General features: G+C 66.1%; 14 protein-coding genes. 7 read left to right on the top strand and 7 right to left on the bottom strand.

Annotated elements, in window-relative coordinates:
* Both glmU and glmS read left to right on the top strand, forming a co-directional pair.
* Positions 1-1,159: bifunctional UDP-N-acetylglucosamine diphosphorylase/glucosamine-1-phosphate N-acetyltransferase GlmU (glmU, locus tag EYW47_RS39240; protein WP_133200177.1), on the top strand; the 1,159-nt coding region annotated here is incomplete at its 5' end.
* A 95-nt stretch (positions 1,160-1,254) separates the two neighbouring features.
* Positions 1,255-3,072 carry a glutamine--fructose-6-phosphate transaminase (isomerizing) gene (gene glmS, locus EYW47_RS39235; RefSeq protein WP_133200176.1) on the top strand — a complete coding sequence of 606 codons (1,818 nt, stop codon included), beginning with the start codon at positions 1,255-1,257 and terminating at the stop codon, positions 3,070-3,072.
* 115 nt (positions 3,073-3,187) lie between these two features.
* Here the strand turns inward: glmS and EYW47_RS39230 are convergent, their stop codons facing one another.
* Positions 3,188-3,493, bottom strand: a complete 306-nt coding sequence (locus tag EYW47_RS39230; RefSeq protein WP_133200175.1) for a hypothetical protein — start codon at positions 3,491-3,493, stop codon at positions 3,188-3,190.
* 285 nt (positions 3,494-3,778) lie between these two features.
* On the opposite strand from EYW47_RS39230, the gene EYW47_RS39225 reads away from it, so the two are divergent.
* Together EYW47_RS39225 and EYW47_RS39220 are read left to right on the top strand one after the other, a co-directional pair.
* Positions 3,779-4,501 carry an SIR2 family NAD-dependent protein deacylase gene (locus EYW47_RS39225; RefSeq protein WP_240764119.1) on the top strand — a complete coding sequence of 241 codons (723 nt, stop codon included), beginning with the start codon at positions 3,779-3,781 and terminating at the stop codon, positions 4,499-4,501.
* A gap of 103 nt (positions 4,502-4,604) precedes the next feature.
* Positions 4,605-5,114 carry a CinA family protein gene (locus EYW47_RS39220; protein ID WP_133200173.1) on the top strand — a complete coding sequence of 170 codons (510 nt, stop codon included), beginning with the start codon at positions 4,605-4,607 and terminating at the stop codon, positions 5,112-5,114.
* Positions 5,115-5,574: 460 nt separating this feature from the next.
* On the opposite strand, the gene EYW47_RS39215 is transcribed toward EYW47_RS39220, so the two are convergent.
* Positions 5,575-6,486 (bottom strand): DMT family transporter, encoded by a 912-nt coding sequence (locus EYW47_RS39215; protein WP_133200178.1) that lies wholly within the window; start codon positions 6,484-6,486, stop codon positions 5,575-5,577.
* 305 nt (positions 6,487-6,791) lie between these two features.
* Between EYW47_RS39215 and EYW47_RS39210 the strand changes: the two genes are divergently transcribed.
* The gene (locus EYW47_RS39210) at positions 6,792-7,013 is read left to right on the top strand and encodes a hypothetical protein (protein WP_133200172.1); all 222 of its coding nucleotides are present in this window, start codon (positions 6,792-6,794) and stop codon (positions 7,011-7,013) included.
* 173 nt (positions 7,014-7,186) lie between these two features.
* Here the strand turns inward: EYW47_RS39210 and EYW47_RS39205 are convergent, their stop codons facing one another.
* Together EYW47_RS39205 and EYW47_RS39200 are read right to left on the bottom strand one after the other, a co-directional pair.
* On the bottom strand, positions 7,187-7,471 hold the full coding sequence (locus EYW47_RS39205; protein ID WP_133200171.1) for a hypothetical protein: 285 nt from the start codon (positions 7,469-7,471) through the stop codon (positions 7,187-7,189).
* Positions 7,472-7,546: 75 nt separating this feature from the next.
* On the bottom strand, positions 7,547-8,386 hold the full coding sequence (locus EYW47_RS39200) for a Mut7-C RNAse domain-containing protein (protein WP_133200170.1): 840 nt from the start codon (positions 8,384-8,386) through the stop codon (positions 7,547-7,549).
* Positions 8,387-8,540: 154 nt separating this feature from the next.
* Here EYW47_RS39200 and EYW47_RS39195 point away from each other — a divergent pair, with 154 nt between their 5' ends.
* Entirely contained in the window at positions 8,541-9,413 is an 873-nt protein-coding gene (locus EYW47_RS39195; protein WP_133200169.1) for an NAD(P)-dependent oxidoreductase, read from the top strand.
* 249 nt (positions 9,414-9,662) lie between these two features.
* Positions 9,663-10,031: a response regulator gene (locus tag EYW47_RS39190; protein WP_165976811.1), complete on the top strand. Its 369-nt coding sequence runs from the start codon at positions 9,663-9,665 to the stop codon at positions 10,029-10,031.
* Positions 10,032-10,405: 374 nt separating this feature from the next.
* Here EYW47_RS39190 and argC read toward each other — a convergent pair whose 3' ends face one another.
* The 3 genes from argC to EYW47_RS39175 all read right to left on the bottom strand — a co-directional run bounded on the left by argC (position 10,406) and on the right by EYW47_RS39175 (position 12,909).
* Positions 10,406-11,353 carry an N-acetyl-gamma-glutamyl-phosphate reductase gene (gene argC, locus EYW47_RS39185; RefSeq protein ID WP_133200167.1) on the bottom strand — a complete coding sequence of 316 codons (948 nt, stop codon included), beginning with the start codon at positions 11,351-11,353 and terminating at the stop codon, positions 10,406-10,408.
* Between the two features lie 254 nt (positions 11,354-11,607).
* Positions 11,608-12,189 carry a flavodoxin family protein gene (locus tag EYW47_RS39180; RefSeq protein ID WP_133200166.1) on the bottom strand — a complete coding sequence of 194 codons (582 nt, stop codon included), beginning with the start codon at positions 12,187-12,189 and terminating at the stop codon, positions 11,608-11,610.
* Between the two features lie 87 nt (positions 12,190-12,276).
* Complete coding sequence (locus EYW47_RS39175; protein WP_133200165.1) at positions 12,277-12,909, bottom strand: YbhB/YbcL family Raf kinase inhibitor-like protein; 633 nt, start codon at positions 12,907-12,909, stop codon at positions 12,277-12,279.
* Positions 12,910-13,074 lie beyond the last annotated feature (165 nt).

The raw sequence follows: 13,074 nt of genomic DNA, 5'->3' as shown, positions 1-13,074 counted from the left end.
CGGCACCGGCCACGCGCTCGCGCAGGCGCTGCCGTTGCTCGATGCGAATCAGCCCACGCTGGTGCTCTACGGCGACGTGCCGCTCACGCGCGCCTCCACGCTCAAGCGCCTCACCGACGCCGCGGCCAACGCCGGGCAAGACGGACAAAAGACGGGCTACGGCATCCTCACCGTGACGCTCGACGATCCGACCGGTTACGGGCGCATCGTGCGCGGCGCGACCGGCCAGGTGCTGCGCATCGTCGAGCAGAAGGACGCGAGCGAGGACGAGCGCCTCATCGACGAGATCAACACCGGCATCGTCGTGACGCCCACCGCGCCGCTGGCGGGCTGGCTCGCGGCACTCGGCAACGACAACGCGCAGGGCGAGTACTACCTCACCGACGTCGTGGAAGCGGCAATCGCGGCGGGCCATCCGGTCGTCACCGCGCAGCCCGACGCCGAGTGGGAGACGCTCGGCGTGAACAGCAAGCAGCAGCTCGCCGAGCTCGAGCGCGTGTACCAGCGCAACGCCGCCGACGCATTGCTCGTGGCCGGCGTGACGCTCGCGGACCCCGCGCGCTTTGACCTGCGCGGCTCGATCAGCTGCGGGCGCGACGTGTTCATCGACGTGAACTGCGTGTTCGAAGGCCAGGTGACGCTGGCCGATAACGTGCGCATCGGCCCGAACTGCGTGATCCGCGACGCCGTGATCGGCGCGGGCACGCGCGTGGATGCCTACACGCACATCGAGAGCGCAACGGTTGGCGCGCAGGCCGTGCTTGGGCCCTACGCGCGTCTGCGCCCCGGCGCGCAGCTCGCCGACGAAGTGCACGTGGGCAACTTCGTCGAGGTGAAGAACGCGAACATCGGCCACGGCTCGAAGGCCAACCACCTGAGCTATGTGGGCGACGCCGACGTGGGCGCGGGCGTGAACATCGGCGCGGGCACCATCACCTGCAATTACGACGGCGCGAACAAGCACCGCACGGTGATCGAAGATCAGGTGTTCGTGGGCTCCGATACGCAACTCGTCGCTCCCGTGCGAGTCGGTCGCGGCGTGACCATCGCGGCGGGCACGACGGTGTGGAAGGACGTGCCCGAAGACACGCTCGTGCTCAACGAAAAGACCCAGATCGCGAAAACCGGCTACGTTCGGCCGGTGAAGCACAAACGCTGAAAGAAACGCTGAACGGCAGGACTTTCCGGGCGCCGCGCGCGTGAACCTCAATCGCAGCGCGGCGCCCCGCCTCTCATTGCAAAGGACCGAACTCCATGTGCGGCATCGTCGGCGCAGTTGCGCTTCGTAATATCGTTCCCGTTCTCATCGAAGGTCTGCGGCGGCTCGAATACCGCGGCTACGATTCGTGCGGCGTGGCCATCGTCACCGCAGAAGGCCCGCAGCGCGTGCGCAGCGTCGCGCGCGTGGCCGAGCTCGACGAGCAGGCGCGCGAGACGCGCTTCGAAGGCGTCACGGGCATCGCACACACGCGCTGGGCCACGCACGGCGCGCCCACGGTGAACAACGCGCACCCGATCTTCTCGAGCAACGCGCTGGCGATCGTGCACAACGGCATCATCGAGAACTACGAGTCGCTGCGCGAGATGCTGCGCGGCAAGGGCTACGAGTTCGTCTCGCAGACCGACACCGAAGTCATCGCGCACCTGATCCACAGCCTGTACAAGGGCGACCTGTTCGCTGCCGTGCGCGAAGCCGTGCAGCAGCTCTCGGGCGCGTATGCGATCGGCGTGGTGCACAAGGACCAGCCGCACACCGTGGTGGGCGCGCGCGCGGGCTCGCCGCTCGTGGTGGGCTATGGCGAGGGTGGCAACTTCATCGCCTCGGACGCGCTCGCCATCGCGGGCAGCGCGAACCGCGTCAGCTATCTGGAAGAGGGCGACATCTGCGAGGTCACGCTCGAGGGCGTGCGCATCGTCGATCGCGCGGGCAACCCCGCCGAGCGCCCGGCGCGCGACGTGCAGGCCTATAGCGGCGCGGTCGAGCTCGGCCCGTATCGCCACTACATGCAAAAGGAGATCTTCGAGCAGCCGCGCGCGATCTCCGACACGATTCCCGCCGATGTCGCCTTCGATCCCGTGCAGTTCGGCGAGAACGCGGGCGAGGTGTTCAAGGGCATCGACAGCATCCTCATTCTCGCGTGCGGCACGAGCTACTACGCGGGGCTGACCGCGAAGTACTGGCTCGAATCGGTCGCGAAGATCCGCACCGAAGTCGAGATCGCGAGCGAGTACCGCTATCGCGAGTCGGTGCCCAATCCGCGTTCGCTCGTGGTGACGATCTCGCAGTCGGGCGAAACCGCCGACACGCTCGCGGCGCTCAAGCATGCGCAGTCGCTCGGCATGGAGCACACGCTCGCGGTCTGCAACGTGGCGTCGAGCGCGATGGTACGCCTCACGGAACTGAAGTTCCTCACGCACGCGGGGCGCGAGATTGGCGTGGCGTCGACCAAGGCGTTCACGACGCAGCTCGTGGGCCTGTTCATTCTCGCGGTGACGCTGGGCAAGCTGCGCGGTCATGTGAATGCGCAGCAGGAAGCGACGTACCTGAAGGCGCTGCGCCACCTGCCGGCGGCGCTCAATGGCGTGCTGGCGCTGGAGCCGCAGATCATCGCGTGGTCGCAGGAGTTCGCGCGCAAGGAAAACGCGCTGTTCCTCGGGCGCGGGCTGCACTATCCGATCGCGCTCGAAGGCGCGCTCAAGCTCAAGGAAATCTCGTATATCCACGCCGAGGCATATCCGGCGGGCGAGCTCAAGCACGGGCCACTGGCGCTGGTGACGGAGGCCATGCCGGTGGTGACGGTGGCGCCGAACGACGCGCTGCTGGAGAAGCTCAAGTCGAACATGCAGGAAGTGCGCGCGCGTGGCGGCCACCTCTACGTGTTCGCCGATGCCGATACGCATATCGCGAGCGAAGAGGGCATCCACGTGATCCGCATGCCGGAGCACTACGGGCTGCTTTCGCCGATCCTGCACGTGGTGCCGCTGCAGTTGCTCGCGTATCACACGGCCTGCACGCGCGGCACCGATGTGGACAAGCCGCGCAACCTCGCGAAGTCGGTGACGGTGGAGTAAGCGGCGAGGGTGCGGCGAACATCGCCGCGCACTCGGCAGACCTCACCGCTCCCGCATCCCTCAAGACATCCGCATCTCGGGGCGCGTTTGCGACGCGCCCCAATCTCCCGCCTTATTACTCGTCGTCGTCGTCGTGATGGTGCTTGTGCCAGCCACGATGACGGCCGTGGTCGTGATCACGGTGGTCCCAGTCGTCATCGCCGCGGTAACCATAGCCATAGCCGTAACCGTAGGCAGGTGCGGCGTAAGCAGGCGCCGCGTAGGCGACCGGGGCGTCCTCGTAGACCACGGCCGGCGGCGCCGCGTAGACCGGCGCAACAGGCACGCCGAGCATGACGCTCAGGTCGGTATGCGCCGACGCCTGGCCGCACGCTGCGGCGAGGGCCACTCCCAGAGCGGAAAGAATCAGTGCGCGTTTCATGGTGCTTCCTCGTCCTTTGTATTCATGTGTCCGGACGCGGCGATGCGTCCGTGGATGGCGGGATACTAGAGAATGGAATCGCTCCAAGGTGATACGGCATACGCTCTGCTGTAACCGTCTGTAAAAATTCCGTTGCACGCGGTTTGATCGCGCACGTGCCGCCGCCCACTGCCGCAAGACGGGACGCGGCGTCATAATGGCGCCGATCGAATCCAGGAGATGAAAGTGGCCGATTTGGAGCAACCCCGACAGCCATCCGGGCAGCAAGCTCGTCAGGAGGGCCGCTTGCCCCGTCTGTACGTGTTTTCAGGCGCGGGGCTCTCGGCGGAAAGCGGGATCTCGACGTTTCGTACCGGCAACGGCATCTGGACGCACGCGAACATCGACGAGGTCTGCAACTACCACACGTGGCGCCGCAACCGGCCTGCGGTGTTCCGCTTCTATAACCAGCGCATCGCCGAGTGTGCGGACGCGTGCCCGAACGATGCCCATCGCCTGCTCGCGCAGTGGCAGAACACGTGGGGCACGGAGCGCGTGCACCTCGTCACGCAAAATATCGACGACATGCTCGAGCAGGCCGGCGCGCGCCAGGTCACGCATCTGCACGGCGACATGATTTCGCTGCTCTGCACCGACTGCGATTATCGTTTCCCGAGGAGCGGCGCCGGGCTCGATCCCGGCGCTGCCTGCCCGTCGTGCGGCCAGGTGGACAGCGTGAAGCCGGGCGTCGTGTTCTTCAACGAAGCCGCGCCCGAATACGAGACGCTCTGGCGCATTCAGCAGGCCATGACCGACGACGATCTGTTCATTGCCGTAGGCACGGCGTTCGAAGTGATTCCGCCCGAGCGGCTGCTGCCGCCCACGCGCTACGGCCGTTATGCGCGCAACATGCTCGTCGATCCCGCGCCGCGCCGCACGGAGTTCTTTGGCGTCGTCGAGCACGAGCCGGCGACCGTCGGTTTGCGCAACCTCGAACCGGCCATCGAGCGGATGATGGAAGGCGGCTAGCTCAGCCGCGCACGGACCGCCCCCAAGGGCGTGCTGGCCTGGCGGCCGCACGCCTTTTTTGTTGCCTGCGGCGTTTGATGCAATCAAGAGGGCCTCACGAACCATGAACATATCGAAGCAGATCGTCGGCTATCTGCACTCGCGTGCGCTCGTGCTCGCGAGCATCGAAACCTGCACCGCCGGAGCGTTGTCGGCCATGCTCGCCGACGTGGCGGGCGCTCACGCGTGCCTCGATATTGGCGTCGTCGCGCATACGAGCACGGCATTGGCGGGGCTGCCAGGCACGCTTGCGCAAGCGGCAGAGGGAGATGCGCCGCCGGGTGAGCCACTCGCCCGCGCGCTAGCCGAAGCGCTGCTTGCGCAGCGCGCAGGGCACGCGAACGTGGCGCTCGCAAGCATTGGGTGGCTGGCGCCGGAGCACGAGGGCGGAGCGCCTGCCACGCACAGCTTTGCATGGGCGTGCATGCATCGCGGCGCGGTGGTGTCGGCAAGCGAGACCGTGCTCTTTTCCGGGCGTCGCGCGGAGCTCAAGCGTTCCATTGCGCGTCGCGCGTTGCTAGGGTTGCCGCGTTTTGTCGATGCGACGCTCGCTCGCGATGCATCCGCATCCTGATCTTGCGTCGGGCAGCGTGAGTTATCTAATAAGAGTTATGTATATAGATATGTATACGTAGTAATAGTTAACAAGCCGTGGCATTTCCTGTGGATAACGCGGTATTTCTTATTCGGTTCAATTCGATGCAATCCGGACAGGCATGCGGACAATCGCTGTATGCATTTCGAACATCGCGGATAACTTTTGGCTCTTCGATAGACGATGCAAAGTTATCAAGAAGTGATCCACAGTTCGTACCCCGGGTCGTCCCCAGATTATCCAGAGCTTGCCGTGGATAACTTGCCTGTCGCGGCGATATCCACACGCGGGAGGCACAAAGCGCCCTCGACATGCGGCACGAAATCGCTGGAAGCAGCCAAAAAAAAGCGCCGCCCGCTGGCGACGCTATGCGTATGCACCAGAGTCAAATCGGCTTCGACAAAACTCCGGTAATTGGCCGCGCATCTACGCGGCGCATTCAAACGGATTCCGAGGGCTGGGTCTCGTGCGCGTGAACGCGTCCGCGCGTAGCCGGCAACAACTGGCAGGCGAGCAAGCCCACGAGCATCAGCGCGCAGCCCACGAGTGCGCGGGCGCTGAGCGTCTCACCAAGCACGACCCAGCCCGCGAATGCGGCGAACACGCCTTCCATGCTGAAGATCACAGCGGCATGCGAGGGCGCCGCATCGCGTTGCGCGACCACCTGAAACGTGTAGCCCACGCCTACGGAAAGCGCGCCGCCGTAGAGGATGGCGGGCGCCGCTCGGGCGATGTCGGCGAGATGCATGGGTTCGAGCGCGACCCCAACGACGAGGCAGACGAGCCCGCAGACGACGAACTGCACGATCGAGAGCGCGAGCGGATCGTGACGCGGCGCGTAGTGGGCCACGAGCATCATCTGAATGGAGATAACGAGCGCGCAGCCGAGCTGATACCAGTCGCCGTACATGATCGAAAAATGCTCGTTGATGCTCAGCAGATAGAGCCCGGCCGCCGCGAGCGCCGCGCCGATCCACGTGCCGGGGCCGGTGCGATGGCGCAGCAACACGCCCAGCATCGGCACGATAACGACGTAGAGCGAGCTGATGAACCCCGCGTTGGCGATCTTCGTGTAACGCAGGCCGATTTGCTGCAGCGAGATGGCCACGGCGAGCACAAGCCCGAGCAACGCGCCGGAGCGCAGCAGCGCAGCATCGAGCCGGCGCGCGGGGGCCACGCGATCGCGCCCTTGCCGCATGCGCTGCAGGTATCCCGTTGCGAAGACGAATGCCGAGACGACCGCCGCGCCCAGCAGGAAGCGCAGGCCGGTGAAGAGGAACGGGCCGATGGTGTCCAGGCTCAGTCGCTGTGCGACGAACGCGGAGCCCCAGATGATGGCGGCGGCCAGCATCAGCAGATTGGCGCGCAGGTGGTGGTTGGCGGATTTCAAGCGGAATTCTCAGATTTGGCGTGATTTTGCCGCGGGAGGCAGGTGCGCAAGGCGAACAGCCGTGCGAAACCTCGATCGTATCTGAATTGAAAGGAAAATGTCTCACTGACAAGACACTGGCCCAATTGCGGATGACAAACCGCCTACGCTGCGTAATACTGCTTCGCGCGAATCGCCCGCCCAGATCGGCCAGCGGACCGTTTCGCCGTATCGCAAAGCTAATTCACAACGTGCCGGTCATACTCGTCAGGTTTGGGGAACAACAGATGAAAAAGATTCTCGCCTCGCTCATCGCAGCATCCGTCGCACTGATTTCGGCTCAAGCTTTTGCACAGGAAGCATCGGGCGCCGCAGCGGCTGCTCCGGCTGCCAGCGCTCCGGCAAAGGCCAAGAAGACGCACAAGAAGCTCAAGCACCACGGCAAGCGCGCTCCCGTGCAGGAAGCCGCTTCGGCCGCCGGCACGAGCGACAAGGGCACGCAGCAGTAAAGCGCCCCGCCATCCGGCCCGCGCGGCAACGAAGCCGCAGGCGGGCAGTGGAAAGAAAAAACCAGAGCAGATGCTCTGGTTTTTTTGTCCCCGTTTTTCGCGCGTCATGCGTCATGCGGCGGGCTATGGGGCACTCAACCCGCACGTCATACGCGTGTCGCGGCGCGTCGCGCTCAAGAGGCGTCGTGCGCGAGACCAGCTTCGAGCAGCTCGGTCAAAAGACCGGTCAGACCTTGCGGATGATCTTCAGCGCGCGCCTTCAGCTTCGCCACGAGATCGGCGTTGAGCTTGCACGCGAACGGCACGAGGCCCGCGGCCTGATCGAGCTTGCGCTGCTCGCGGCGGTCGAGCGCCTCTGGCGTCGAGCCCTTGCCGAAGCGGTCGGGGCCGGCCTTGTTCGTCGATTGCATCAGTTTCAGCGCCTTGTTTTTCTCAAGGTCGAATTTTTTCATGGCCATGGGTTCGGCTCCGAGGTTGGGCAGTGGCGCGCATTGTACGCAAACGCCTGCGCGCGTCCATCGCCGCGATGCGTATCAGGGGGGGGCGTCGCCGTCCGGGTCGCGCCGTTCATCGGGCTGGGCGGCCGGTCCGCCGGCTTGCGCGGCTGGCGGCGGAGCGTCGCGTGCGTCGCTGCGCGTGCCGGCCACGTCGTCGATCAGCGCGCGCATCCGCCGCCAGTGCGAGCCCTCCCAGAACACTCGTTCGCAGACGTCGCAGGTGACGAAGCGCGTCTGCCGCTCGAATACGCCATCGGGCACGCGCGAGCGCACCTCGCCGCGCGCGATGCGCCGCAGCGGCGCATTGCACGTGAGGCATAGCCGGAACGGCTGCACGCTCGCGGCGAGGTCGAGCCGCTCGAAGAGTTCGTAGAGCTGGGCGCGCGGCTTGAGCGCGCGCACATAGCAGCCGTGCGTGATGCTGCGCCGCTTGAGAAGCTCGCGATCGCGCGTGAGGACGATGCGGTGCTCGGCCACGGCGAGCGATTCGATGGCTTCGTCGGCGAAATGGTTGTCGTAGACGGTGTCGAACCCCACGAGCCGCAGCAGTTGCGCGAGGCCGCCGAGATGAGCATCGGCGATGAAGCGCAGCTCCCGCAGCGGGCTCGCTCGCACGCGCAGCAAGGGCCGGATGTCGAGCGCCTCGAACTTCGGATAGACGGCCACGCGGTCGCCGTCCGCGAGCGGATGCTCGAATCCCACCGACTCGCCGTTCACGAGGATCAGCTCCACTTCGGTGTGCGGGACCCCGAGCGCCTCGATCATGTGTTTCGCCGTGGCGTTGCGCGCGCACGGGCAACTGAACGCGCGCCGGCGCAGCGGCCGCGCGAGAAAGTCGTTCAGCTCCTCGTAGAAGCGGAAAGTGGCGGTGACCATGGCAGCAGTATCGCACTGCCGCTGTGTCCCTGGCGCGCGCTGCCGGACGAGCGGCGCGGCGGCTTCGCGGTTCGCTGCAGCGCCTCGCGCACTGTGCTCTACTGCCGCTTGACATCATCAGGCGCCACCCGGGCGTCTCCTCAAGGAGCAGGCGATGGATATCGGCTTTATCGGCCTTGGCGAAATGGGGGCCGCAATGGTCGCCAACTTGCTGAAGGCGGGACACACGGTGCGCGTCTGGAACCGCACGCCGGCCAAGGCGCAGGCGCTGGCCGCCGCGGGCGCGCGCGTGGTTGCGACGCCTGCCGGGGCGTTTGCCGGCGACGCCGTGATTTCGATGCTCGCCGACGACGCGGCGCTGCGCGAGGTGATCGACGCTGCGCTGCTCGCGCAGGCGCCGCGCGGCCTCGTTCACGTGAACATGGCGACGATTTCGGTGGCGCTTGCCGAGACGCTCGCGCGCGAGCACGCCGAACTCGGCCTGCATTACATTGCGGCGCCGGTGCTCGGGCGACCCGACGCCGCGGCGGCGGCGAAGCTCACGATCATCGCGGCGGGCGCCGCCGAGGCCATCGACCGTGTGCAGCCGCTCTTCGACGCGATCGGCCAGAAGACCTGGCGCATCGGCGCGCTGCCGCAGCAGGCGAACGTGATGAAACTCGCCGCGAACTTCATGCTGGCGGCGGCGGTGGAGGCGCTCGGCGAGGCGGCGGCGTTGCTTGGCGGCCACGGTGTGGCGATGCGCGACTTCCTCGACGTGGTCACGGCAGGGCCGTTTCCGGGCCCCGTGTACGCGGGCTACGGCGGCATGATTGCGGAAGGCCGCTACGAGCCGGCGCTATTCAAGGCGCGCCTCGGCCTGAAGGACGTGCGACTCGCGCTGGCGGCGGCCGACGCGGTCGCGACGCCGCTGCCCGTCGCGAGCGTGCTGCGCGACAGCCTGCTCGAAGCCGTTGCACACGGCGACGGCGAGCGCGACTTTGCGGTGCTCGGCAAGGTCGCGGCACGCCGCGCGGGCCGCGCCTGAGTGGCGCGAGAGCCGGGCGGCAACCGAAGTCGCGAATCGCGTTGGCGCGGTCGCTGCGAATCGGGGTGCAAACAAGGGCGCGAGCTGCCCGGCTCGCCGGTCAAAATCCTCAGACGACTGCTCGTTGACGCACAAAGCCCGGCCGGGCTGCGGCGGATAATGTGGGACAACCAGGACCCCTGCTGGCCAGGCGTCGAGCCACGCGAGCGGACGGGGAACGATGCACACCAGAGCGAATGGAGACGGCGGATGGAGACGCGCATCCTGATCGCCGATCATGACGAGAAGTCGCTGGCAGGGCTCGGCACATTGCTGGCCGACCTGAACTACGCGACCGCCATGGCGAAAACACTCGACGACGCAGCCGAAGCCGCTGCGCGCTTCGTGCCGGACGTGGCGATCGTCGCGCTGTCGCTCGCGCCCGACGACGAGCCGGCCGCCCTCGCGCGCCGGCTGCGCGAAGCCTGCGGCGCACGCACGCCGCTCCTGATCGCGCTGAGCGGCTGGGGCGAGTCGCGCCATCGCGACCAGGCGCTTGCCGCTGGCTTCGATGTGCACCTGGTGCGGCCAGTGGGGCTCGACCAGCTGACGTTCATTCTCTCGATGGTCGCCCAGTAGGCTGGCCAAGGATCCCATCGGGCTCCCGCAGCCGAGATTCCGGGGTTCCCGGACCCGCGCCCCGTTATCCGGGTAATCCTGATGGCTGTTTTTGTTGCTTATTGGCAACGTTCAGGGTCCGCACTACTTTACATGTTGCGTCGCACCAAGTAGTTCGCTATACTTCTTCTTGTCTCCTCCATGTCTCCTCTGATATGGATTCAGCCCGCCAAACATGGCGGGCTTTTTTTTGCCCGCACGACTTGCACCGCAGCCATCCGGCGCGCGCTAGCGCCTGCCGCAAGCGCCGCCCATAAACGAAAAAACCCGGCGCTTTGCAGTGCCGGGTTTTTCACTTTAGCTGCCGCAGAGGTGCCGGCGGCTTGCCTGAGCCCTCAAGCCTTCAGGCCACTGTCCTCCGCCGCGCCGATGGCGAGATTCATGCACTGGATCGCCGCGCCCGAGGCGCCCTTGCCCAGATTGTCCAGACGCGCGACCGTCACAAACTGCTCGTCGTTGCCGAACACGAACAGGTCGACACGATTGGTGTCGTTGTTCGCCTGGACGTCGAACATGCCCTCGTCGAGGTTGGCTTCGGCGTTGAACGGCATCACACGCACGAATTTTTCGCGACCGTAGTACTCGGCGTAGAGCGCCAGCACGTCTTCGGGCTTCGCGCGGCGCGTGAGCTGCTGCGGCGAATAATAGGTCGTCACCGCAAGGCCCTTGTAGAACGGGCCGACGATCGGCGTAAACACGGGCGCGCCCTTCAGGCCGCCGTGGAACGCCATTTCCGGCAGATGCTTGTGCGTGAGACCGAGCGCGTAGGGGCGCGGGCTCATGAGCTTCGCGTTGCCGCCGGCTTCGTACTCGGCAATCATCTTCTTGCCGCCGCCGCTGTAGCCGGTGAGCGAGTACGCGTGCGCCGCGAAATCGGGCGCCACGAGTCCCGCCTCGACGAGCGGTCGCATGGCCAGCACGAACGCCGAAGCGTGGCAGCCCGGCACGGCAATGCGGCGGGCATTGCGCACGCGCTCGCGCTGCGCGTGGGTCAGCTCGGGCAGGCCGTAGGCCCAGTCGGCGTGGGTGCGGAAGGCCGTGCTCGCGTCGATGAGCACCGTGCGCTCGTTTTCGACGAGCGAGGCCGACTCGCGCGAGGCGACGTCGGGCAGGCACAGGAAAGTCACGTCGGACGCATTAATGAGGCGGCGGCGTTCCTCGACGTCCTTGCGCTTCGCTTCGTCGATGCGCAGGATCTCGACGTCGGCGCGCTGCGACAGGTATTCGAAAATCTTCAGGCCGGTCGTGCCTTCCTGTCCGTCGACAAAAACTTTCGTGCTCATCTCGGTCTCTCTGAAACTCGGGGATTGCGGACGCTGCCTGCCGCGCGGGCGAATCTTGCCGCGCGGCGCTCATCCATGCGGCGCCGGAACGATATTTTAAGACCGATGGCGGCTCGACGCGCGGCGAGCGGTGGAAAAAAATCGGGAGTAACCCGTAAGGCTGGCGCTGGCCGCAGCCTTGGGGCGCGAAGGCCTCGCGCTAACTATGCGCGAGGCTCGTTTAGAAGGTATGACAGCGCGCGGACGCCCGCCTTTCAGGCCGCGGCGGCGCGCCCGGCCAGCCAGCGGGCCGTGACCGCGGCGATGCGCGTGCCAAAGGCCCGCGCGGTTTCGAGATCGCCGGCGGGTGGCGCCTCGTCGGGCGAGGCGTCGGCGGGCGATTGCGCGAGCAGACCCGTGAAGCCGCCCACGAAGTTCAGGTCGTCGCGCGTGGCCGCCTTCGTGTTCGCGGGCATCATGCCGGTGCCCGCCCAGATCATGCTGTGCTGCATGGCGAGCGTCACGAAATACTGGATGGTCGAGAACTTGTCGCCGTTCATCGTGGCGGAGTTCGTGAAGCCCGCGGCGATCTTGTCCTTCCACTTCTGCGTGAACCAGACCTTGGAGCTTGCGTCGGCGAACTTCTTGAAGTCGGCCGACGGCCCGCCCATGTAAGTGGGCGCGCCGAACACAATGGCGTCAGCGGCGTCGAGCTCGGCCCAGCCAGCGTCGTCGATCTCGGCGACGGCGAGCAGCTTCGCGTCTGCGCCCGCGCCTTGCAGGCCGGCGAGCACCGCCTCGGCAAGTTTTTTCGTGTGGCCGTAGCCGCTGTGATAGGCAATGACGATTCGAGACATGAAAAGCTCCAACAGAAGGTTGGACGACAGGAGGGGAGCGCTGGCTGCGCCGTGACATGTTAGCCGCAGCTGCGTGTCCAGCGTCTTTCAGCGTCCGTACGTGACCGTGATCTGGGCGTTGCCGAGTGCGGCGCCGCGGATCGCGTGATCGAACACAGTCGCGGGTGCGCCCGGGGCGAGTGCGAGCTTGTCGACACTTAGCGCATAGACGGTCACGACATACCGGTGTGGCTTGCCCGGCGGTGGACATGGGCCGTCATAGCCCGCGCCGCCGAAGTCGTTGCGCGCTTCTAGCGCGCCGAGCTGCTTGAGCGCGCCCGAGGCACTGGCGTTTTCGGGGAGCGCATTCACGTGTGCGGGAATGTTGGCTGCGGCCCAGTGCCACCAGCCGGAGCCCGGCGCATCGGGATCGAACATCGTGACGGCGTAGCTGCGCGTTCCTGCCGGTGGGTTGCGCCATGTCAATTGCGGCGATCGATTTGCGCCCGTGCAGCCGTTGTCGTTGAACACTTGTGATGCGGCAGCCTGAGCGCCGTCACGAAAGTTCGTGCTGCTGAGTGCGAACGTGCTTTGGGCGTGTGCATCCACATGAGCCAGGGCGATGACAACGAGGCCTGCACCGAGGCGGCAAATCGTTCGCGCGTTGAAGGCGCGCGCACCCTTTACAGTCGGAAGCGCAGAACGTGTAGTCCGACAGGCAAGGTCGCGTGAGGCGCGCATAGTCCAGTTCTCCTGTATGTTTGTCAAACGCGCGTGACACACCGCCGACGGCTCGTTTCGAATTGTGCGCGGGATCGAACTTCGTTCAATATAACGGCATTAAGCGAACGCGTTTTGGCCGCCTGACGGCTGTGCGCACGGGGAAATCGGCTATAGTCGCGTGCT

Origin of the sequence: Paraburkholderia silviterrae (assembly GCF_004353915.1) — a bacterium.
GTDB lineage: Bacteria > Pseudomonadota > Gammaproteobacteria > Burkholderiales > Burkholderiaceae > Paraburkholderia > Paraburkholderia silviterrae.
Note: the sequence above shows the minus strand (reverse complement) of the source record. Positions and strands in the feature narration are given on the sequence as shown.

What these genes read in the sequence shown, in the direction of transcription:
- glmS (WP_133200176.1), top strand. Translation starts at nt 1,255, where the DNA reads ATGTGCGGCATCGTCGGCGCAGTTGCGCTTCGTAATATCGTTCCCGTT.
- EYW47_RS39230 (WP_133200175.1), bottom strand. Translation starts at nt 3,493, where the DNA reads ATGAAACGCGCACTGATTCTTTCCGCTCTGGGAGTGGCCCTCGCCGCA.
- EYW47_RS39220 (WP_133200173.1), top strand. Translation starts at nt 4,605, where the DNA reads ATGAACATATCGAAGCAGATCGTCGGCTATCTGCACTCGCGTGCGCTC.
- EYW47_RS39215 (WP_133200178.1), bottom strand. Translation starts at nt 6,486, where the DNA reads ATGCTGGCCGCCGCCATCATCTGGGGCTCCGCGTTCGTCGCACAGCGA.
- EYW47_RS39210 (WP_133200172.1), top strand. Translation starts at nt 6,792, where the DNA reads ATGAAAAAGATTCTCGCCTCGCTCATCGCAGCATCCGTCGCACTGATT.
- EYW47_RS39205 (WP_133200171.1), bottom strand. Translation starts at nt 7,471, where the DNA reads ATGGCCATGAAAAAATTCGACCTTGAGAAAAACAAGGCGCTGAAACTG.
- EYW47_RS39200 (WP_133200170.1), bottom strand. Translation starts at nt 8,386, where the DNA reads ATGGTCACCGCCACTTTCCGCTTCTACGAGGAGCTGAACGACTTTCTC.
- EYW47_RS39195 (WP_133200169.1), top strand. Translation starts at nt 8,541, where the DNA reads ATGGATATCGGCTTTATCGGCCTTGGCGAAATGGGGGCCGCAATGGTC.
- EYW47_RS39190 (WP_165976811.1), top strand. Translation starts at nt 9,663, where the DNA reads ATGGAGACGCGCATCCTGATCGCCGATCATGACGAGAAGTCGCTGGCA.
- argC (WP_133200167.1), bottom strand. Translation starts at nt 11,353, where the DNA reads ATGAGCACGAAAGTTTTTGTCGACGGACAGGAAGGCACGACCGGCCTG.
- EYW47_RS39180 (WP_133200166.1), bottom strand. Translation starts at nt 12,189, where the DNA reads ATGTCTCGAATCGTCATTGCCTATCACAGCGGCTACGGCCACACGAAA.
- EYW47_RS39175 (WP_133200165.1), bottom strand. Translation starts at nt 12,909, where the DNA reads ATGCGCGCCTCACGCGACCTTGCCTGTCGGACTACACGTTCTGCGCTT.